Below are 21,336 nucleotides of genomic sequence, written 5' to 3'. Positions count from 1 at the left end.
GAAATATATTTTGGTAAAAGCAGTTATTTAGCAATAATATAAGGACCATAGTACCCCTTATTCCAAAGGTTCAGAGTATCCAAAAGCTGGCACTTCACCATGTGGAGATGCAGCCCACCGTACGGCATTCGCTATAACTCTGATAATTTTTTCATTATAATAAGTGGGGTATTCTTGATCTCCTGGCTGGAAGTAGAAGATTTTTCCTTGTTGACGATGAAACGCGCATCCACTCCGAAACACCTCCCCTCCTGTAAACCAACCAATAAATATCAGCTGATCAGGCTCAGGTATATCAAAGTATTCTCCATACATCTCCTCTTCTTCAAGCTCAATATAAGGCCCTATTCCTTCTGTTATGGGATGAGCTGGGTCTACCACCCATAGCCGCTCTTTATCATCACTTTCTCTCCATTTTAAGTTACATGTTGTTCCCATCAATTTTTTAAATATCTTCGAAAAATGTCCTGAATGTAATACAATCAATCCCATACCATTTAATACTCTATAATACACTTGTTCAACGACTTTATCTGACACTTGTTCATGAGCAATATGCCCCCACCAGATTAATACATCTGTTTGATTCAGTACCTCTTCTGTTAACCCATGCGCTGGTTGATCGAAAGTTGCTGTTTGAATATGGAAACCGTATGGCTTTAACCCCTTAGCTATAGCATGATGAATACCTTGAGGATAAATCGAAGCTATATCTGGCTCTGTTTGTTCATGGATAAATTCATTCCAAATGGTTACACGAATGGTTTCGATATGAAAACTATTACTTCCAACTCTTACTCTAAACATCAACTTATCCAACTCCTTTCAGATTTGGATACGAAACAATTTATAATAAACCTTCCCGATAAAACCAATTTTGAAATCTCCAAAGCCCTATCCATGGTAATTCAAGTGGAGAATATTCTAGCCCAACATAGCCATTAAATCCCGTGTCCTTAATCACTCTAAAAATATTCATATAATCAACTCACCGAAATATGGTTCATGTCTACCAGGCACCCCAGCAACATGAAAATGTCCAATTTTATCAATATTGTTCATGATAGTAGAGATAATATTGCCTTCCATAATTTGCATGTGGTAAATATCGTAAAGAATTTTAACATAAGGGCTGTTGACTTCATCAACAATCCGAAATCCTTCCTGAGCACTATATAAGTAATATCCTGGGTGATCCACTATTGTATTGAGAGGTTCAATGACTAACTTTATTCCAGACTCTCTAAGCATAGGTACACATGTTTTCAAACCTTCTACAATACTTTGATGCTGCAAGTAACGAGTAATCCCTACTATTTCCTGACCGACTTGTGAAACAATAATGGAACAATCCAGCATCCTAGCAACTGCTATCGTTTGCCTTAATCCCTCTACATATTCTTGTCTCTTTGCTGGATCGGTCAAGCTAATAAACTTCGTAGCAATAGCAGCTACCTTAAGTTGTAATAATTGTTTTTCTATCTGAATATCCTTTAAATCTTTTTCCCACCAATTCCAAAATTCAAATGCTTGAAAACCTAATTGTCTTAATTCCCTCATGCTCTTGACTATATCTTGATTTTCAAAAACAGAATCTAACACCACCGAAAACTTCAATTATCTACACTCCCTTAAGGGAAATAAAAAAACTTCATATGATTATACTTGCTTCCCCACTTTCATCCCTTGCTCAAAGCACTATCTGGATCTTTTATATTCGAGTTATATAACATTAAATCATGAAGGTTATTGTTGACTTTTTGAAATGACCGAAGTGTATCACTTTAACGAGCAATATAAATTCTCACTTTGTTATCCCTACCTTAAAAAATGACTATATAGTCTTAATATATTAAGTGAAATAGGTATAAGAACAAATTTTTTGAATAGTGCTCATAAAGAAAACTCGTCGATTGATGAACCTTTGGCGAAGTTAGAGACGTTAGTTGCTACTTATCTATCTTCCTAATCGTGGTTTCTACGTCGAATTCACTTCATCTGTAACACGATATAATATGGTAAGAAAATCCTCACAGACAATGATTCTGTGAGGAACTAGTTTAACATATCCATTTCTTTCTATAATCTAATTACACAATATCCATAAACTGCGCAGTAACTTATAAATATTTTGCTCCCCCTCGTTTAAAGAAGAGTGCTTAATCGTCGCTGAGGAAAAACACTCACTTTCACCCAAGGGCACAAGTGCGACATCTACTCAAGCTCCCTTTTGGTCGCTTTCGCAGTGTCTTCTTTGCCGTGGGGAACGCTTCAGCCTCCTCAGAAGCAAAGGACGCTGCCGAGGAAGCTGAAGCCGTGCCCCCGGAAAGCGAAGTATATTTCTGGAGCGGTATTCAGAGCTTTTTCAAGGCTTATGTCGTAGTTTTGTTCAACTTTGTAGTAAAATAATCAAGAATGGAGTCTTCTATAAAGATACCACTTTCTTGTTTGCATCCTCTTCCTCTTGAACAGCTGCTTCTTTTTCTGGCTCTTCTAAGAAGAACATACAGAAAAAGCATACCACTGCAGATAAACCAATCATGATAAAGAAAGCAGTAGGACTAACCATAGAGAATACGGTTAAAAAGGTAACGGCACCTACATTACCAAACGCTCCAACCATACCTGATACTTGACCTGTTACTCTTTTCTTTACTAATGGTACCATAGCATATACAGCACCTTCTCCAGCTTGAACGAAGAAAGAACAACACATCGTTAATACGACCGCAACCCAAAGCGGCCAGCTTGATCCAATTAAGGCCATGCCTGCATAACCTATTGCTAATCCAATCATAAAAATCATCAATGTTTTCTTTCTTCCAAATTTATCACTAAACCATCCACCACTAGGTCTTGACATTAAGTTCATAAATGCGAAACTACCGGCAATCAAACCTGCTTGTGCGATTCCTAAGGCAAATGTTTCTTCAAAAAATTGCGGTAACATAGAAACTACTGCTAATTCTGAACCAAATGTACAAAAATAAGCAAAATTAAGAATAGCTACCTGTTTAAAAGGATACTTGTCTTTTTCTGGTACACCTTCTTTTAGATGATCCTTGTTTACATTCCAAATTTTCAACAAATTATAGACAAAAAGGGCAATTAAGGACAGGTAAATGATAACTGATACACTCATACTAATAAAATCCAAACTCCATAAACGATAGGTTTGAAAAGCCAGTATACCGAAAATCGGTATCCCCATGAACATTAACCCTATCATTCCTTTATAGCTTGTCACTTCTAAAGCTCCACTTTTCTTCGGACGTTTAAATGCTTTCCCTTTTGGCGTATCTTTCACTAAACGCATGAAGATAAATCCGTAAACTAAGCAAATAAGTCCTGTTAACGCTACAGCATATCTCCATCCATTATCTCCGCCAAAAAGAACAGCTAAAGTCGGTAATGTCATCGCAGCAGCTGCAGAACCGAAATTCCCCCAGCCGCCATATATACCTTCAGCAAACCCAACATTTTTAGGCGGAAACCATTCTGATACTAAGCGAATCCCGACAACAAAACCTGCACCAATGACAGCTAATAACATTCTAGAAATCATTAATTGAGTAAAGGAATTAGCCAATGCAAATGCAAAACAAGGAATACTCAAAATAATGAGTAAACTTGCATACACTCGACGCGGGCCGAAACGATCGACCAACATTCCAATCAGTACACGAGCTGGAATCGTTAAGGTCACATTGGCTACTAATAATAATGCCACTTCATCATTCGTAAGACCAAATTGATTTTTCAAAGTTGTCATAAATGGTGCCATATTGAACCACACAACAAACGTAATAAAAAACGCTAAAGTCGTAAAACCTAATACTTTTACATTCCCTTGATAATTACTATTCATTTAAACAACCTCCTGTATTCTTATACACCTCATTATAAGAATATAAAAGATTGTATCCATTAACTGGTTAATATATCTAACAATATTTTTTCGTAACAAAAGCTCATAACCGTTATTTTTTGTGAGAAAATATTACATATATGTTCGCAAAATTGGTTCAATCTGAAACCAAAAAAGACATGGGCATTATATACTCCCATGTCTTTATTTACGTCAAATCTATTTATCTATGATTACGCTGCTTCGTCTTCATCAAATTTATAAAAGAGCATAATAGGCATTTTAAATACATAGGCTGTGACGATGAATACCCCAACAGCCATTCCAATAATCACTAGGAAACTAGCAATAGAAAGTCCGCCTACACCTGCAATAACATTTGCAATATTACAACCGGGCGCCATACGAGAAGCAATTCCCATTAACAAACCACCGCCAATAGCAGATGGCAATCGTTTTGCTTTTGGTAAACGGAATTTAAAGCTTTTACTTAATAATGAAGAAATAAATGCACCAACAATGATAAAAATAACAAGCGCTTCTTCTGGTCCAAGTCCAACTACTGGATAATTCGCAAACATTTGATTTAAATAAGCATTGTTATAAATAAATTCTTCACCGAATATGGCACTTAATACAATTCCGCCCATTCTTGTTTCTGGGCCAGTCACACTAATATTGGAAAATGTCACAAATTGAATCGTTGCTGTTATTCCCATGAGGAAGGCAACAAACCGAACATCCCAATGTTGTTGAGTTAGAGGGTTTTGGCTCCAATCTGTTAAAGACCCTTTCACACCATCCCAAAAACCTTTCCAACCAAACTGACGTATAACTATAAACAGCATAATACCAACGATCAATAACGGCAATAAAAGGAACGGCAAATTCGTTTCAAATAAGCTATATCCATCTCCCATTAATAATGGTTCAAAATAATAGTTTTCCGCCCAAGGGTTATACACAAAGGCAAATAATAGATTACCAGCAATCATACTTGCAAGCACAATCCAGAAATGTACATACCCCATTCCTGAACGGTAAAGAGCACCTGATGCGCAGCTGCCTGCAATCGTCATGCCAATACCAAATAATAGTCCGCCAATCAAATTCGAAAATCCAAAAGGCACTGTCCAAACCTGATCAGTCGAAGCTGCTCCAAATGTTAAAACTAGTCCCCAACCGATTAAGGCAGTAGCCATTAGGACTAATACACCTTTACCAATCCGTGAATCCTTCACACTAACAAAATCACGCACGGATGCTACAAAGCAAAAATCTGCCTTCTGCAGCAAAAAGCCATACACTAACCCAAAGACTGCTGCTAAAATAAACATATCTATCGTAAACATTTATTTATCACCTTTTGTCCATAAAATTTGGAAAGACCTGGCCTGCAGCCAAGTCTTCCATCACAAAGATTATTTTAATTTTTTCAAGAAGATTTTATATTCTCCACCTTCAGAAATGGTTCCAAGGTGTTCTGCATTTTTTCTCATTTTCACTGCTGCTGGAATGGTTTTGGTTGCAATGGAGTGATCGGTTACTTCTACTACCACTTCACCTGGCTTAGCTTTTTTCAATCCGTCTAATGCTAAGTTTAACGTATGTGGGCAAACCTCCCCGATCCCATCAACTGTATGATCTGCCTCTAGGTTTTGCAGTTCTTCCGTAGATAAACTCATGTTTATCCCTCCTTATAGATGTCTTTTACATCATCCACAATATTTTCTTCGCCAGTTTCGACTGGACCATCCCAATTAAGCATACCACCATCATAATTAGCCACTTTTTGAAACCCATTTTCTAAAAAGAATCTCGAAACTTCATGGCTCCTGCGTCCACTGCGGCAAACGAACACATAGGATTCATCTTTTTTAAAATCCTCGACTTTCTCCGCAATTTCGCTCATTGGAACAAGTGGTATGCCCGGAATATGCTGATCAACATATTCCTCATATTCTCTAACATCCACCAAAATTTGCTTGGATTGTTTATCTTCAAATATCTCTTTTACTTCTTGATTAGAAAGTTGATTTACATCTTCCTTCATATACGCCACTTCAAACACCTACCTATTCTTAAGCTTCAGATGGGTTTTCAATTGGTACATCCGGATCATTACCCCATTCAGCCCATGAACCTTCATATGGATGTACATTTTCATATCCCATTAACCGTAATACAAAGTATGCATGTGCTCCACGAACGTTTGTCTGGCAATAAGGAATAATCTCCTTATCCTTTGTTACACCTAGTTTTTCATATTGTGCTGCAAGCTCTTCAGCCGGTTTCAAATAAGGTACTTCTCCATCTTGTAAAGCATTTGTCCAATCAAGATGAACAGCAGATGGGATATGACCTCCGCGTTCTGCTCTGACATTTTCACCATTAAACTCCTCTATAGAACGAACGTCAAAAATGACTGAATCTTCACTATCGATAACACTTTCTACATACTCTTTATCCACTGGAATATCTGTGTTTTCTTCTGCTGTAAAGTCTCCTTGTTTTACTTCAGGTGCTCCTGTTGATACTTCTTTCCCATCAACTAACCAAGCAGGAAAACCACCATTCAATATTTTAATGTTATCATGGCCATAATACTCAAGTCCATAAAATAGTCTGGCAGCTGAAAGTCCGGATCCTCCATCATAAATAACAACAGTTGAATCATTGTTGATTCCTAATTCTTGAATCTTTTCTGCATAAGCCTCAGCTCCCAATATAACCCCATCTACGCTATGATCCATATCATTCAGATCTTGCCATGTGATATTTACAGCACCGGGAATATGACCACCTTCATAGTTTTCTCCACGCATATCTACTATTTTCACATTTTCATCTTCTAAATGCTCTTCTACCCAATCTGTATTAACAAGCAACTCTTGATTAGGATAAGCTGCTTCATCACTTGTTTCATCCCCACTTGTTTCCTCTTGCTGTGTATTATTATCTTCCACTTGGTCACTTTCTTGCTCATCATTTGCTGATTCTTGTGAGCAAGCTGCAAGAATAAGTAATCCAGTTATAATCAACATATATAAAAGCTTCTTTCTCATGATGTCTCCCCCTTAAATCTTAAGCTAAAACTATAATACTATAATTCCGATCAATTTAAAAGGGTTTATTTTCTTTACTATATATAGTATTTTATTTAAGTAAGAATTGTTCAAAAAAAGGAGACTTTATAGATGAAAAAATGGATCATTATTTTAATGGCGATACTACTTTCTGCTTGTGCATTAGAAACGGAAGATAACAGCCAAGAAGAAGGTAATAATGAAAATAGTAGTGCAGGGGATTTAACATCTGTGCAATTTTATGTTCCAAGTGAAGAAGAAAATAATATATCTATTATTGATATTCCTTCTAGTGAAGTGGTTGGTACAATCGAAACAGGGGAAAAACCGACTGTTGCTACGTTCTCCAGTACGATGAGAGAAGCTTATGTTTCTAATCAGAATAGCAGTACAGTTTCTGTTATTAATACACAAGACCTTTCAGCAGCGCAAGAAATCGAAGTTGGACCAATGCCTCATGGTTTAGCCTTAGCCAACAACAACCAAACACTCTACGTGGCTACAGTTGGTGATCAATTTGTAGATATTATTGATATTAATGATGGTGAAGTGACAGAACAAATCGATTTAGGAGAAGGAGCTCAGTCCAATTATCCTTATTTAGATGACGACAAGTTATATGTTAGTGATCATGAAAATCATCGTGTTTATATCGTGGATGTAGAAAGCCATGAAGTAACGGAAACGATAGAAACTGGAGACACTCCAAGAGTTATCCGCATTAGTGAAAATTCCTTATATGTTGCCGCAAGTGAAACTGGTACATTAGAGGAATATAATAAAGAAACTGGCGAACATATTCGCAATATCGATGTAGTCGATGGTGTAACAGATTTTGTTATTTCTGAAGATGGTTCTCAAGCAGTCGTTACAGGTATGGAGAGTAGCTCAGTAAGTCTTGTTAATTTAGAAACTGGCGAAGTAGAAAAAACGATTGAAGATCAAGCAGGTGCAAAACATATTGCTTTTAACCGAAAGGAATCACGTGTTTATGTCACTTTAAATGGTAGTGATAAGGTTTCTGTTATTAATATGGAAGGGTTTGAAGTGAAGGAAACCATCTCTGTCGGAGAAGCACCACATGGCATTGAAATCAAAGCGTTACCTGGTGTCGGTGGCAGCTGTTAAATTTTCATAAAAATAATAAAATAAAAAGGTTTCAAGCATCAAGGACGCTTGAAACCTTTTATTGTTAAGAGGACCTTTTTTTGTCTAAATACAATTCCACCCATGGGCGTATCGCAATATATAGCCCAGCAATGATTAACCATGTAAAAGCTAAATAACTCCATCCCTTAAAAAAGGATAAACTGTAATTATAACCAGTGACAAACATGATTCCCGGGAAAAGGATGATGAAAACAAAGGTAAGACCGAACGCCCATCTTGTGCACATCTTTGCATCTTTGACTAATTGTTTGTTGTCTTCCATATTATATAACATCCTTTCTTGCTTTCTGTTGATCTTGATCGTTATTTTGATCTTCGTCAAAGCTGTGGAATTTGTCTTTTAATGATTCAAAATCAAATTCTTGCTTACTAGCAAAAGCATGACCAATAGAAATCAAACCACTCACTGCAAAAACGGTTAAGTTACCATAAAGCATCGAATGTAATTCACCTAAATTGGCTACATTAATGCCACCAAACTTGAAATGTGCTGTTAACATCCATACTGTCACACCAGAAACCATTCCTAATAGAGCACCATAAAAACAACCTTCATTCGTTGCACGTTTCCACAATAACCCGAGTGTTAATGGGATAACCGCACCACTTACAAAGATACCCATTGCCATATACACAAAGCTTAAACCAATTCCAATGTTGAATAATAGGATGGACAAGATACCCATTCCAAGACCAAAACTTAATGTTACAATTCTAGAAACCTTTAATGTTTGTTTACTTGTCGCTTTTGGATTAATAGATTGGCGATAAATATCTGTTACGATAATATTCGTAATTGCCGTCAACTCTGCTGCTCCTGTTGACATAACTGCCATAAATAACATAACCAAGAATAAAATTGATCCTGCTGTACCTAATAAATGAGCTGCCATTAATGGCGCCGACGCGTCTGGGTCTGTGACATCAATTCCTAGACCAGCTGCACTTACCCCTAGAAAGGTGGCAATAGAAAATGGAATGGCAAACCAAGCGATACCACCATAAATATAGGCTTTAGAAGCCGCGCTATCCTTACTCGCAATCGCTCTTTGCCAATATGATTGATCAACGAATACTGTTCCAAAGTTTCCAATAATATTAATCATTCCGAAGAATAAACCAGGAATCGAAGCCATTGTTAACATTTGGTTAGAATCAGGTAAAGAACTTAGCCCTTCATACACACTAGAAATACCAAATTTAAAATAAACCACTGATGCAAAAATCGTTAATATCACAAATATCATAACAGTGTTTAAATAGTCTGCGATAAACGATGCTTTCAACCCGCCAATCATTGTATAAATGGTAAAGGTTAGTGGAATAAGAAAAGCTGCAATATATATATTCATTCCTGTCAATGAGTTTAAGGCAATCGCACCACCTAAGATGACCATAGCCGTTACAATAATGTTAGTCATGAGTGCGAACATCATCATCAGTTTATGATTCTTTTCATCAAACCTTTTTCCTATAAATTCTAAAAAAGTATGGGCTTTTGGTGCTTTACGTTTTAAATGAATCGCTACAATGGCAAACAACAATACTTGAATACATGCCCCTGCTGCATACCAATAAGGACCGCTAATTCCATATTTAAACCCAGTTGAAGATGACATCATCAAGGTTGCAGCCCATGTCCATGCTGCAATAATCGATGCACTTGCTAAACCTACCCCTACACTTCTCCCAGCTGTACTAAACTGCTCTGCTGTCATTTTCGTTTTCTTACGGCGTTGCATTACAATCGTTAATCCTGTAAAGAATACCCCGAATATTAGCAAAATTAAATAACCAGTGCTTGACGTTAACATAAATAAATATCCTCCAATGAATGAATAACTAATCCGGATTAATCATTTTTTAGTAAGATTTATTAACAATACCTAGCATAAGGAGGATAATACTTTAACACAAACACTATGTTAGGTTTCCTTACACGCTATTTCGAAATAATTTTTACTAATTCACTATGATCACTATGATGATCAAGCTTTCCCAGACAAATCTCCCAACAATTTAATTAGATTTCATACAAGTTCTATGTCATTTATTAAATGAATCCTACAATAAATAAAAATAATCAGTTACATTTATTAACAGTAAAACAACTACTTTTACTAGCAGCGCTATTGTAAGACCTGAGTATATTTTTGCAAATAGATAAAAAATCAGATTTGGTGTAGCAGCTTCCTATAATTATAGTTATAACTAAATTCTTTTATGGTAAAAATATTAAGTAGATTATCATGAAGGAGTTATAAACGTCATGACACGTATTTCACATACTCAGCTTTTTGCTCTTATCGTTGCATTTGAAGTGGGAAGCACTACTCTGTTCGCTTTAGGGATTGGGGCTAAGCAAAATGCATGGATTGTTATTATTGTGGCCTATATCATAGGATTGGGTTTATTGTGGGTTTTCACACAAATACCCAAATACTACCCTCACCGAACTTTTTCTGAAATTTTGAATGAAACATTAGGGAAACCTTTGGCAAAGCCGCTAATTCTTTTGTTCAGTTTATACTTTTTACATCAAACAACTCATAATTTCTATGAATTTGGTGCATTAATTAAAATGACGGCACTTGCTAATACCCCTCTTATCGTCATATTATATTTTTTTATTTTTGCAATTATTTATATCCTGAGTCTAGGAATTGAAGTATTAGGGCGAACTGTAGAAATATTCTTACCTTACATTATATTTTTTATGGTTGTCATAGCCATTTTAAATATGTTTTCTGGTGAATTTGAATTACAAAACTTAAGACCTGTTTTAAATGATATTCCCTCTATTATGGGAGAAGTTCCAAGGGTGATAGCGTTCCCATACGGGGAAACCGTTGTGTTTCTTACCTTATGGCATTTTATAAGACAGCAATCAGCGATTCGTAAATCAACCTATTGGGCCGTTGGGTTATCAACTTTTCTTCTGATCCTATCTTTAATTCAAATTATTGCTGTTTTAGGTGCAGAGTTAGCCAGTAGAACGGAAATTCCTTTATTAGAAACCTTGTTATCCATAAATATAGCGGAAATTATCACTAACTTGGACAGTATCGGTGTATTTCTCATGTTTATTGGAGGTTTCTATAAAACAGCTGTCCACTTTCTAGGTTTTTCCTTAGCTATGGTTTGGTTTTTTGAACGTCACAACCCCAATTGGGTAATACGTATTGGAGGGATTTTATTACCGTTATTTTCTATGTACAGATTTTCTAGTTTAGATGATCAGCGATGGAAAGGATTTGAGACAGGCGTATATGTTATATTAATATATTCATTTATCCCCATTCTGCTTATGTTGATCTTACACTTAAAGAATAAAACCATGAAAAGAAAGGAATCCCATCAATGAATACCTACATACAAGTGTTAAAAGAAGATTACTTTTTAGCCTTTATAACTTTTGGCGGATTGGTCTATATAATAGTTCTTATTATTGTTCTTTTTTATTACTTATTTAAAGTATTCTTTAAGCTTTAGCTTATTCGCTTGGATCTAATGTTCCTTGAATCAAACCAGAGTTTAACAAGTCAACTTCAACGTTTACTGTGCACTCTACCTCCTGAAAAGTTTGAGGCCAATTGTTTTCTACCTTTGACCATGTTTCTGGTTCTTTTCTTTTTAAGGTATTTCCCAAGCCAAAGATGTCAGATTTGTATTCCTTTTGAGCTTTTGCAATAACTGCTTGTACTTGATCTTTCACTTCATTTTCGGCCAATTTTTCTACCTTTTTTAAATAATCAGCCAATGTCAATTTCTTTTCCATTTTTTTCGTCGATTGCTGACCAGTAATTTCTGCAACTTGTTTTACATCAATCCGGAATGAAATTTCAGATGGTCCTTTTACAATAGGGGTAATATTGGACTTTACATCTTTAATTAATACTGTGACCAACTTTTCTTCCTCTAATAAAGATGTCAGATACAATGCTCCTCTCTCAAAATGTGGGCCTTTAGCCTTTAACCAGTTATAACCCCGTGCTTCTCGTTCATTTAAAAACCCCACTAACTTATCTTTTTGGAACGCTGCACCTCCAACAAGGTTTACCACATCATGAGGAACTTCTTTTTCTTCTTCCATTTTCACAACACCAGTTACTGGGTTTTCCCCTTTTTTCAGTACTTGTTTATAATATTGAAGAAGGTTACTAGTCACGGCGTTATATTCAGCATTACTAAATAAACTGTATAAAAACTGAGCGGGTATCCGAGAAATACTGTTTCCTTCTACGGAAAGAATATCTTTTGCTTTCACATTTTTTGCTACAGCGAGCCAGACATACCCCCGTACTTCTTGACGCCTTTGAAACGTCTCTAAAACTGGGATTAAGCCTGCTTTCGCCACATCTTCACTCACAATCACCATTTTATTGTGAGCATAAAAGCCTTTTCTATCGATTTCTTGATTCGCTTTTCTCATTAGATCTGAAATGGTTTTACCATTTACCGAAACTAAAACAGTGGGATTATCCCCGCTTGGGGATAGCGTACTCTCAGTTGCTGGCCTCAAATATTGAGAAGTTAAAATATATTCTCCAGTTTCAGAATCTATGTCAATTGCCATTGCAACTACCATACCAATCTCTGTTAACTCTAATCGATCCCAACACCCTGTCAAGAAAATAGTGGTAAGGATAATGATAAATGTTTTTCTTAAAATCATGCTACTTATCCTCTCATTTCCGATTATTATAATCATCCTGTCTACGCTGTGGCTCCCAAATAACTGATTCAGGACGCTTATTTAAAGACCATAATGGCATTCGAATTAGAGCATCTTTCCACTCTTTAAAAAATACTGGCGCAAATGGTGATAAGTATGGAGAACCAAATGATCTTAAGGAACATAAATGACCTACTATTACTAAAGCTCCTAATAATATTCCATAAAATCCTAACCCGCCAGCTAAAAATAAAATGACATACCGTAGTATAATAACGGTATTATTTAAAGCAGATACAACAAACCCCGTTATTGCAGTTAGGGCAACTACAATAACAGTAGGAGCTCCTACTAACCCTGCTTGTACAGCGGCTTCACCAATTACTAATGCACCCACAATACTAATGGCAGAGCCTACTGGCCGTGGCATTCGCACACCGGCTTCTCGTAATAATTGGAAAATGGTAATCATAATCAGTGTTTCTAAAAAAGATGGAAATGGGACTCTTTCTTGAGCAGCTGCCATAGTAATCAAAAGTTGAGTAGGAACCATTTCATGATGATAAGTGGCTACAGAGACAAATACTCCGGGTGTAGATATTGTAAGAAATAAAGCTAACAAACGAAGCAATCTTACGAACGATGATATAAAAGGACGAGAATAATAATCTTCTGGTACTTGTAATGATTCAATAAATAAATAAGGAACCGTAATCACAAATGGGGTTCCATCACAGAATATTGCCACCCTTCCTTCCAACAATTTCGCTGCAATTTTATCTGACTTCTCACTATTTCCAACTGTTGGGAATAGTGATGAAGGGGTATCTTCAATGAACTGCTCAATATATCCAGATTCCAAGACCATATCTGTATCTATTTGATTGATACGTTTTCTTACCTCTTCCACTATTTCCTGATTTACAATACCATCAATGTACGCAATACGAATTCGGGTTTGTGTTTGTTTCCCAATAACTTTTTCCTCAAAAACTAAATCAGGATTCACAATTTTCCTTCGAATTAAGGAAGTATTGGTGTTTAGTACTTCATTAAATCCTTCTCGAGAACCTCTTACTGTAGATTCTGTATCAGGTTCTTCAATCGGTCTTGAATCGTAACTTATTGTATTGACTAAAATAGCAGATTGGTGATTCTCTAAAAATAGAACCGTTTTTCCAACTAATACCCCGTGTATTACTTCATTCAAATTATGCACTACTTTCACATTAGAAGAAGGCAGCACTTTGTCTAACAGGTGATTTAGTAAATGATCAATGGTTATGTTTTTTTCTTGCTTCTGTTCCATATCCATTAATGGCACAATGATATATCGGTTAATATAGTCATTATCCACTATGCCATCAATATAAAAAATTGCTGTATCTGTATTGTTATTCTTGATTATTCCAAACTCTCTATGGATGATATCCGCACTATTTTTAAGAGCTTCTTTTAACCACTTTATATTTATTTTGACAGATGGTGTAAGGCTTTTGTTGTCATCGTTTTTTGATGACGAATGATTGGATTTAACGAGTCTATTATGTAAAGCTTGACGAATATTTCTCATAATCCGTTACCCTCTTTAATGGAGAATTTCATTACGTTTATTATCTGTACATTTTATAAAATCATGCATAAGAAAAACTTATTAAGTTGTCGCGTTAGCAATCAGTTGAGACGGTTTTTTATACTTATTTCTAATAAAAATGGCGGTAACCTCATTTAGTTATTTACTATCTCCTTGCACTTTTATTCTCTAGATATATATTGACACATAGCAGTCGTTTTGATATAAGAAAATTTACCAATTATGGTAAATTTCCTTAGCAAAATGGATAAACACTAATTAGTTTGTACCAATTTAATCCATTTATGATATAATTTAACTCATTATCGGAAGATACTATTGAGAAAGGAGAATTCCGGATGCCACCATATATAAAAGACAGCTGGAACGCCCATTTATATGATCAGAAGCATCATTTTGTTTCAAACTTCGGCAATGAGTTAATCGAACTATTATCACCCCAAAATGGGGAATCGATTTTGGACATCGGATGTGGCACAGGGGATTTAGCCCATGCAATAGGCAAGTACGGTGCCCATGTTATTGGAATTGATCAATCTGCTAATATGATTAAGCAAGCAAAAGAAAAATATCCTTCCCTTACATTTGAAGAGAAAGATGTATTAGATTTACCGTATCATAATGAGTTTCATGCCGTTTTTTCAAATGCTACCCTCCACTGGGTGAAACAGCCGAAACAAGCATTACAACAAATGTTTGATAGCTTAGAATCTGGAGGTAGGCTTGTCGCAGAATTTGGAGGAGAAGGCAATGTGCAGCTTATTACGGATGAGTTAATAAAGCAGCTTCATGCTATTGGAGTAGATCATCCGCCTGATGAATTTCCATGGTACTTCCCAAGTATAGGAGAATATACATCTTTAATGGAGGAAGTTGGGTTTCATGTACGTTTTGCACAACATTTTGATAGACCGACTCCTTTAGAAGGTTCTAACGGATTGCAAAATTGGATCAAAATGTTTGCCCAAGAAATATTAGACAATATAGATAAAGATACTCAAAAAGGCTTGATAAGAAAGATAGAACAGCAGCTAACAGAAGACTTATATAAAAATGGCGAGTGGGTTGCAGACTATAAAAGAATTCGTGTAATAGGTTTTAAAGAAAAATTTAAAAAGTGACAAGGAGTAAATGACTCCCCTGTCACTTTTTTTATTGTTTATCCATCTATTTTTGTAAAAATCCACGTTAGACTAAGTATACCTGTCTCTTTCAATAATCAACCATAAACATACACTATAAGTATGAATAGGAAAGGAGGCGATCCTGTGGCTGAAAAGAACACATCACCAATGACGGTAGACTTAGCTAAAAAGCTATTAAAAGACGAAAATGTCTACTTGACCGAAGAAGCAAAACGTATGCTACAGCAAATGGTTAATAAATAAAGCCTATTGGACATCCCTTCCATTATCCACTCTTATAGACTTCAAAACTAGGATAGAATCCTATGATTTCGTTTGAAGTCTTTTTAATAGAAAAAGAAAATAAGGGGCGCCAATGACAGCGGTGAATATGCCAGCAGGGATCTCTACAGGTGGCATTACTCCTCTCCCAAGCCCATCTGCGACTAACACAATCAGCATTCCAACTAAAGCTGAGGTTGGAAGTAAAAGACGATGTTTATTCCCTACTAATTGCCTTGCCATATGAGGGGCGATTAAGCCTATAAACCCAAGGGAACCGACAATGGCAACACTGGATCCAGCAAGGGCTACCGCCAAAAATAACAAGACCATGCGTGTTATACCAACAGGTTCCCCAAGCCCTTCAGCTACATCATCTCCAAGGTTTAGAATATCCAGTTTTAGGGCTAGGGCAACGGTTAAAGGTATAAGAATTAATACTAAAGGAAGCAGCAACCACACGTCTTCCCATCCTTTTCCCCATAAACTGCCTGTGAGCCAAATTAATGCTGCATTGACATCAACTGGAAATTTCACCAGAAGAAATTGAATACCAGCATGACAAATCGCTCCAAGTGCAATCCCTACTAATGCTAATGTTGTAGGTCTTAAGCCTGTTTTATAGGCAAACAAATATAATAGAATGGCTACAATGCTAGCTCCCACGAACGCAGCAATTGGTCTTGCTAAAATAAACGCATGTGGAAATAGGATAATAACAATAGCAGCCGCTAAACCAGCACCTTTTGTAATACCTATGACATCTGGTGATGCAAGGGGATTTCGTATTATTCCTTGTAAAATCGCTCCTGAAATCGCTAAACTAGAACCTGCTAATAAGGCAATAATAATTCGCGGTAAACGATATTGTTGAATAATAAAACCATTTGGACCAATATCTACACCTGCTAATGACAGCAAAATATCCTTAGGATGTATAAATACTGCTCCCACTCCAATGCCTATAATGGTAACCAAAACGACTATAGTACATAATAACAGCATAATAGATTTTTCTTTTTGTAGTTTTTTCATCAACCCTTACCTCCTTTACGAGCTATGTAAAGGAAAAAAGGTCCGCCAATTAAAGCCGTGACTATTCCTACTGGCGATTCTGATGGAAAAGATATAAAACGTGATAGTACGTCTGAATTGACTAACAATACCGCTCCAAATATAGCAGATGCTGGAATGACTAATCGATAATCAAACCCCACCAACTTACGAGCAATATGTGGAATAATGAGTCCAACAAAACCGATTGGGCCGGCTACTGCTACAGATGAACCTGCTAAAAGAATAACAGTGACCGATGACAATATACGCGTTAAAGCAATTTTTTGACCAAGACCTGTCGCTAATTCATCTCCAAATCCTAAAAGCGTCAGCTGTCGAGAAAGCAATAAGCCCATCACTATCCCGATCAATGACCAAGGATAAATCATATTGACATCTCTCCAAACTGTCCCATCAACAGCTCCAGCAAGCCAGAAAAGGATATCCTCTGTTGTATGCTCATGAAAAATGATTAGACCTTCTGTAATACTAGATAAAAATAAGTGAACGGTTATACCAGCAAGTGCTAACTTTACTGGCGTCATTCCCCCCGATGATGCTAAATAATATACGACGGCACCTCCTAAAGCAGCACCAATAAAAGCAAAAGCAACCAAAAAAGATGGTGAGAAATGAGGCATTAATACAACTCCAATCACTACCATCAAAGATGCACCAGCATTAATTCCAAATACTTGAGGAGATGCTAATGGGTTTTTGGTCATCGCCTGCATAATTGCACCAGCCATCGCCAAGTTAGCGCCGACAACGGCACCGATAATTGCTCGTGGCAAACGAAGGTCTTGAATGATTTTAGCATCTTGTGTTTCTATATTAAAAAATAAGGAACGAAGCACCGTTTGAAATTCAATGGTTGACGAACCGACACTCAAGCTAAAAAAGAAACCAATGATAAGAAGTATAATACCTATAAAAAATACAGTAATACGTTTTTGTACACGTTTATCATTTATATTCGCATTTTGATCTTGCATCACAACACACCTTGTCATTAATATCTCGTAAGAAAAATCGGGCAAAACCAGTCCGATATTAGCCGCCTTTATCTTACATGAACTAATTCTCATCAGAACCAAACTTCGCAATAGTGAAAAGTAAATGGAGTGCACCTATATCTCGCTCATTTTTGGTGCTGCTATTATGACGCTCCGGCAACAAACTTCGCTTTCCGCGGGAGTCTACGTATGTTGTCTACGCTGATAGTAATGGTCTAATGTATAAAAGAAGGAAGCCCATGTAATCAACATTTCGAGAACTCCTTCTTTATAGAATAGTAAAGCTTTCTAAGCTGCGAAAAATGCGAGACTCCTTTGGGAAAGGAACAGTCTGAAGACCCGCAGGAAGCGTCCTTTGCTTCCGAGGAGGCTGAAGCGTCCCCACGGAAAGCGAGTGTTTTTCCGCAGCGTCGATTAAGCACTCATCGTGAACAGAGTGAGAGGAAAGCTTTTTAGGTTTATTGCGTATTATATTTTTTTGTGCACTATTTTTATACTTTCTGTTATTAATAAAATAGCAATAAGCGAGGTAGTTACCTCGCTTTCACTATTTATTATTCACCATATAAATGCTCAATTGCATCTTCTAAAATTTGCTCCGAAGATATTAATCCTCTAAAGCGTGACCACATATTACGGTTCACTTCATATACTTGATCACTTTCTACAGCGCTAATACCTTGATATAAATCATTTTCTTCCCATTCATCCACCACTGTTTCATCACCAGCTACCATATGAAACATGACGTCAGGATTAAACTCTACTACTTGCTCTAGATTAATTTTGTTATAGCGCTCATCTCCACTTTTAATCGCATTATCTAAACCAATGGATGCCAATAATGATCCCGTATAGGAATTGTCATCATGTGCAAAGAATCCACTGCTCGCTACTACAGCAGGAAGAACAGTTCTTTCTTCATCTTCAGGAACTTGTGCTCGAAGTTCCTCCATTTTTTCATCATGAGCTTGCATTACTTCGGCCCCTTTTTCTTCCTTGCCCACAGCTTCAGCAATAACTTCAAATCCATCTAAAATACCTTGATAATCTGCTGATAGAGACGCCAATACAATCGTTGGTGCTATATCATTGAGCTGATCGTAAATCTCTTTATGTCGTTGTAAATCTGCAATGATTAAATCAGGTTGTAGAGAAGAAATGACTTCTAAGCTTGGCTGTTTTCTTGTACCAACTGATGTATAATCATCGATTTTTTCACTAATTGGCTCGATAATACGTTCACTGTCATTATCGTCAGCAATTCCTACTGGTGAGATGTCTAGTGCAGCTAGTGCATCCACATATGAAAATTCTAGTACTACGATATTTTCAGGTGTACCCGTTATAGGAGTTTCGCCCATTTCATGACTGATCACACGCTCTTGACTCTGACCTTCCTGTTCCTCTGTTTCTCCTTCTGCATCCGCTTCTGTTTGCTCTTGTTGTTCTTCATCTGATTCTGGATTTGTTTCCTCTGCTCCACAAGCTGCTAATACAAACAGAAGAGAAAGTAATAACATAAAATATATTTTCTTCATTATGTAATTCCCCCTAAAAGTTACTATTGAGATTGAAAATTATTATCATTTATGAGTTCGTTATTATCATACTGTTTTTAGATCAATTTGTCTAGGGGGTTTTACAAAAACTTTTTCTTTTATCTATTTTTGTCCGCTTTCCAAAATGGTAGGCTACAACCAGTAATTAACATTCTCTCAAAGATTGATAAATTTCAACTCGGCCATCTAACTCTACTACAACAGTGGTAGGTTCATGACCTTTTTTTCACGGTATAAATTGGTGTCCCTTTCATAAGTTTCGTAGCATAGACGCAGTTCTTAGGACAAAAAAAGAGGCCTACCCCAAATCAATAGTTACGATGTTTGGAATCGACCTCTCTTTTATCACAGAAATATAATTTTACACAAACAATGGTATGATTAAACCAGCTAATAACAGAATAAGCGCTCCACCTAAACGGGAAGAAATCTGTGCAAATGGCATAAGCTCCATTCGTCTTGATGCAGAAAGTACCGCTACATCACCAGTACCTCCCATATTTGCCATACATAATCCTGCTGTTATGGCTGCTTCAATTGGATAAAACCCAACAAGTTTACCTAATAATCCTGCTCCTATAATGGCTCCTACTATAACTCCGAAAACAGTTAATATATATTGTAAAGTCAGTGCTTCTAATACTGTTCCTAAATCAGTATACGCAACCCCAATGCCAAATAATAAAGCAAATGTCCAATTTTTTGCTACAAACTGATACCACTGGCTTGCGCCTTCGATTACAGGTGATGGCATAATATTTGCCACTTTAGCAACGGCTACAAGTATAATCATAATTGCATAAGGGTGTAATGGAATGATTGCTCCTAGCAAAGTTCCTAACGTAAAAAAGGTTAATGCTGCTAATAATCCTGCTCCCATTTTTTGAATGTCATATTGAAGATCAGGCTTTTTATATTGAAACCCTTTAATTAATTGACCATTCCCAGATAATGCTGGATATTTATTGCCTATTTTATCTAATATACTAGCCAAAACAATGGCAAATACATTTCCTAATGCTAAAGCTGGAACCAACATGGAAATATAATAACTTGGGTCATTCCCTAATAATTCAGAATAGATTTGACTCATTGGAACAGCACCAGCTCCCATGCCGCCGCCTAATATTGGCATCGCAATCACTAAAACCGCTTCTTGAAGTGTAAATCCAACTAAATAACCGATCAGTCCTGTAATAGCAACTGCTCCTAGAACCGCTCCGCCAATCGGAAGAAAATATCGCAATCCTACTTTTAAAAGAATTTTTGAGTTCATGCCTAGAATACTACCTGTAATTAGTGCAGCTATATAAAAGCTTAAAAACCCACCAGATTTCATAAAATCAGTTACAGAAGTCGTAATCGTCTCTGGAAGGAGTCCACTATAAACCATATACGCGGAACCAAAAATCGCTATAATCGCCCCACCGCCTAAATACGTTTTGACAATCGGTAATCGATCTCCAACCCAGCCGAACAACTCGCCTAACACAATCATTACTAATAGGCTTCCAATCATTCCGCCTGGTAAGTTACCTGTGTACATACTTATTAATGTAATAGCTGTAAATATACAAAACCAAACAATTGGTATATTAAAAATAGATACTTGATTGTTTAATGGAAGTGATCGGACTTTTTTCGTTTCTATCGTTCTATTTGATAACTCTTCATTCGCATAACTTCTTGCTGCATTTGACATAAGTACTTCCTCCTTATCCCCTTTTCAGAATTTTTTTGTAAAACGTGTACATTTTTTTCTTTATGTTTTCATCACATGCTAGGCAATTCCTGTTCAACCATCATTTTAATGTGCTTGGGAGCCTTATTACTTTCGGTTCCTATAAGCAAGAAACAGCTTTATCTGTAATCGTTTTCAGTGACATGCCCTCATTTTAATAAA

The 21,336-nt window shown here is 36.5% G+C and carries 19 protein-coding genes; 3 read left to right on the top strand and 16 right to left on the bottom strand.

Going from position 1 to position 21,336, the window contains the following annotated elements:
• Positions 1-57: 57 nt before the first annotated feature.
• From GHD00_RS12945 to GHD00_RS12915, 8 genes are all read right to left on the bottom strand, one after another.
• Entirely contained in the window at positions 58-807 is a 750-nt protein-coding gene (locus tag GHD00_RS12945) for a ThuA domain-containing protein (RefSeq protein WP_163538594.1), read from the bottom strand.
• 40 nt (positions 808-847) lie between these two features.
• Positions 848-979 (bottom strand): hypothetical protein, encoded by a 132-nt coding sequence (locus tag GHD00_RS21295; protein ID WP_276208280.1) that lies wholly within the window; start codon positions 977-979, stop codon positions 848-850.
• On the bottom strand, positions 976-1,617 hold the full coding sequence (locus GHD00_RS12940; RefSeq protein WP_205600765.1) for a TIM barrel protein: 642 nt from the start codon (positions 1,615-1,617) through the stop codon (positions 976-978). The genes GHD00_RS21295 and GHD00_RS12940 overlap by 4 nt, the downstream gene beginning before the upstream one ends.
• 808 nt (positions 1,618-2,425) lie before the next feature.
• On the bottom strand, positions 2,426-3,868 hold the full coding sequence (locus GHD00_RS12935) for a NarK family nitrate/nitrite MFS transporter (protein WP_163538593.1): 1,443 nt from the start codon (positions 3,866-3,868) through the stop codon (positions 2,426-2,428).
• A gap of 233 nt (positions 3,869-4,101) precedes the next feature.
• Positions 4,102-5,220 carry a YeeE/YedE family protein gene (locus GHD00_RS12930; protein ID WP_163538592.1) on the bottom strand — a complete coding sequence of 373 codons (1,119 nt, stop codon included), beginning with the start codon at positions 5,218-5,220 and terminating at the stop codon, positions 4,102-4,104.
• A gap of 69 nt (positions 5,221-5,289) precedes the next feature.
• Positions 5,290-5,553 (bottom strand): sulfurtransferase TusA family protein, encoded by a 264-nt coding sequence (locus GHD00_RS12925; RefSeq protein ID WP_163538591.1) that lies wholly within the window; start codon positions 5,551-5,553, stop codon positions 5,290-5,292.
• Between the two features lie 2 nt (positions 5,554-5,555).
• On the bottom strand, positions 5,556-5,921 hold the full coding sequence (locus GHD00_RS12920; protein ID WP_240468695.1) for a rhodanese-like domain-containing protein: 366 nt from the start codon (positions 5,919-5,921) through the stop codon (positions 5,556-5,558).
• A gap of 28 nt (positions 5,922-5,949) precedes the next feature.
• Positions 5,950-6,933 carry a sulfurtransferase gene (locus GHD00_RS12915; protein ID WP_163538589.1) on the bottom strand — a complete coding sequence of 328 codons (984 nt, stop codon included), beginning with the start codon at positions 6,931-6,933 and terminating at the stop codon, positions 5,950-5,952.
• 132 nt (positions 6,934-7,065) lie between these two features.
• Here GHD00_RS12915 and GHD00_RS12910 point away from each other — a divergent pair, with 132 nt between their 5' ends.
• Positions 7,066-8,082: a DUF5074 domain-containing protein gene (locus GHD00_RS12910; RefSeq protein WP_163538588.1), complete on the top strand. Its 1,017-nt coding sequence runs from the start codon at positions 7,066-7,068 to the stop codon at positions 8,080-8,082.
• Positions 8,083-8,146: 64 nt separating this feature from the next.
• On the opposite strand, the gene GHD00_RS12905 is transcribed toward GHD00_RS12910, so the two are convergent.
• Entirely contained in the window at positions 8,147-8,386 is a 240-nt protein-coding gene (locus GHD00_RS12905; RefSeq protein WP_163538587.1) for a hypothetical protein, read from the bottom strand.
• A gap of 1 nt (position 8,387) precedes the next feature.
• Positions 8,388-9,938: a sodium:solute symporter family protein gene (locus tag GHD00_RS12900; protein ID WP_163538586.1), complete on the bottom strand. Its 1,551-nt coding sequence runs from the start codon at positions 9,936-9,938 to the stop codon at positions 8,388-8,390.
• Between the two features lie 455 nt (positions 9,939-10,393).
• Between GHD00_RS12900 and GHD00_RS12895 the strand changes: the two genes are divergently transcribed.
• Entirely contained in the window at positions 10,394-11,488 is a 1,095-nt protein-coding gene (locus GHD00_RS12895) for a GerAB/ArcD/ProY family transporter (RefSeq protein WP_163538585.1), read from the top strand.
• A gap of 129 nt (positions 11,489-11,617) precedes the next feature.
• Here GHD00_RS12895 and GHD00_RS12890 read toward each other — a convergent pair whose 3' ends face one another.
• Both GHD00_RS12890 and GHD00_RS12885 read right to left on the bottom strand, forming a co-directional pair.
• A complete protein-coding gene (locus GHD00_RS12890) occupies positions 11,618-12,799 on the bottom strand; it encodes a Ger(x)C family spore germination protein (RefSeq protein ID WP_163538584.1) in 1,182 nt (393 codons plus the stop codon).
• 13 nt (positions 12,800-12,812) lie between these two features.
• On the bottom strand, positions 12,813-14,372 hold the full coding sequence (locus GHD00_RS12885) for a spore germination protein (RefSeq protein ID WP_163538583.1): 1,560 nt from the start codon (positions 14,370-14,372) through the stop codon (positions 12,813-12,815).
• A 359-nt stretch (positions 14,373-14,731) separates the two neighbouring features.
• On the opposite strand from GHD00_RS12885, the gene GHD00_RS12880 reads away from it, so the two are divergent.
• Entirely contained in the window at positions 14,732-15,514 is a 783-nt protein-coding gene (locus GHD00_RS12880; protein WP_163538582.1) for a class I SAM-dependent methyltransferase, read from the top strand.
• A gap of 327 nt (positions 15,515-15,841) precedes the next feature.
• Here the strand turns inward: GHD00_RS12880 and GHD00_RS12875 are convergent, their stop codons facing one another.
• The 4 genes from GHD00_RS12875 to GHD00_RS12860 form a co-directional block, all read right to left on the bottom strand.
• Positions 15,842-16,834 (bottom strand): FecCD family ABC transporter permease, encoded by a 993-nt coding sequence (locus tag GHD00_RS12875; RefSeq protein WP_163538581.1) that lies wholly within the window; start codon positions 16,832-16,834, stop codon positions 15,842-15,844.
• The gene (locus GHD00_RS12870) at positions 16,834-17,850 is read right to left on the bottom strand and encodes a FecCD family ABC transporter permease (RefSeq protein ID WP_163538580.1); all 1,017 of its coding nucleotides are present in this window, start codon (positions 17,848-17,850) and stop codon (positions 16,834-16,836) included. Before GHD00_RS12870 ends, GHD00_RS12875 begins: the two co-directional genes overlap by 1 nt.
• A 575-nt stretch (positions 17,851-18,425) precedes the next feature.
• Positions 18,426-19,412 carry an ABC transporter substrate-binding protein gene (locus GHD00_RS12865; RefSeq protein WP_240468694.1) on the bottom strand — a complete coding sequence of 329 codons (987 nt, stop codon included), beginning with the start codon at positions 19,410-19,412 and terminating at the stop codon, positions 18,426-18,428.
• Between the two features lie 382 nt (positions 19,413-19,794).
• Positions 19,795-21,135 carry a 2-hydroxycarboxylate transporter family protein gene (locus tag GHD00_RS12860; RefSeq protein WP_163538579.1) on the bottom strand — a complete coding sequence of 447 codons (1,341 nt, stop codon included), beginning with the start codon at positions 21,133-21,135 and terminating at the stop codon, positions 19,795-19,797.
• Between the last annotated feature and the right edge of the window lie 201 nt (positions 21,136-21,336).

Origin of the sequence: Gracilibacillus sp. YIM 98692 (assembly GCF_010993965.1) — a bacterium.
Classification (GTDB): Bacteria; Bacillota; Bacilli; order Bacillales; family Amphibacillaceae; genus Gracilibacillus.
The sequence above is the reverse complement of the archived record's forward strand: the minus strand, read 5'-3'. Positions and strand labels throughout refer to the sequence as shown.

Coding starts and splice junctions, on each gene's coding strand:
- GHD00_RS12945 (WP_163538594.1), bottom strand. CDS start 807: ATGTTTAGAGTAAGAGTTGGAAGTAATAGTTTTCATATCGAAACCATT.
- GHD00_RS21295 (WP_276208280.1), bottom strand. CDS start 979: ATGAATATTTTTAGAGTGATTAAGGACACGGGATTTAATGGCTATGTT.
- GHD00_RS12935 (WP_163538593.1), bottom strand. CDS start 3,868: ATGAATAGTAATTATCAAGGGAATGTAAAAGTATTAGGTTTTACGACT.
- GHD00_RS12930 (WP_163538592.1), bottom strand. CDS start 5,220: ATGTTTACGATAGATATGTTTATTTTAGCAGCAGTCTTTGGGTTAGTG.
- GHD00_RS12925 (WP_163538591.1), bottom strand. CDS start 5,553: ATGAGTTTATCTACGGAAGAACTGCAAAACCTAGAGGCAGATCATACA.
- GHD00_RS12920 (WP_240468695.1), bottom strand. CDS start 5,921: ATGAAGGAAGATGTAAATCAACTTTCTAATCAAGAAGTAAAAGAGATA.
- GHD00_RS12915 (WP_163538589.1), bottom strand. CDS start 6,933: ATGAGAAAGAAGCTTTTATATATGTTGATTATAACTGGATTACTTATT.
- GHD00_RS12910 (WP_163538588.1), top strand. CDS start 7,066: ATGAAAAAATGGATCATTATTTTAATGGCGATACTACTTTCTGCTTGT.
- GHD00_RS12905 (WP_163538587.1), bottom strand. CDS start 8,386: ATGGAAGACAACAAACAATTAGTCAAAGATGCAAAGATGTGCACAAGA.
- GHD00_RS12900 (WP_163538586.1), bottom strand. CDS start 9,938: ATGTTAACGTCAAGCACTGGTTATTTAATTTTGCTAATATTCGGGGTA.
- GHD00_RS12895 (WP_163538585.1), top strand. CDS start 10,394: ATGACACGTATTTCACATACTCAGCTTTTTGCTCTTATCGTTGCATTT.
- GHD00_RS12890 (WP_163538584.1), bottom strand. CDS start 12,799: ATGATTTTAAGAAAAACATTTATCATTATCCTTACCACTATTTTCTTG.
- GHD00_RS12885 (WP_163538583.1), bottom strand. CDS start 14,372: ATGAGAAATATTCGTCAAGCTTTACATAATAGACTCGTTAAATCCAAT.
- GHD00_RS12880 (WP_163538582.1), top strand. CDS start 14,732: ATGCCACCATATATAAAAGACAGCTGGAACGCCCATTTATATGATCAG.
- GHD00_RS12875 (WP_163538581.1), bottom strand. CDS start 16,834: ATGAAAAAACTACAAAAAGAAAAATCTATTATGCTGTTATTATGTACT.
- GHD00_RS12870 (WP_163538580.1), bottom strand. CDS start 17,850: ATGCAAGATCAAAATGCGAATATAAATGATAAACGTGTACAAAAACGT.
- GHD00_RS12865 (WP_240468694.1), bottom strand. CDS start 19,412: ATGAAGAAAATATATTTTATGTTATTACTTTCTCTTCTGTTTGTATTA.
- GHD00_RS12860 (WP_163538579.1), bottom strand. CDS start 21,135: ATGTCAAATGCAGCAAGAAGTTATGCGAATGAAGAGTTATCAAATAGA.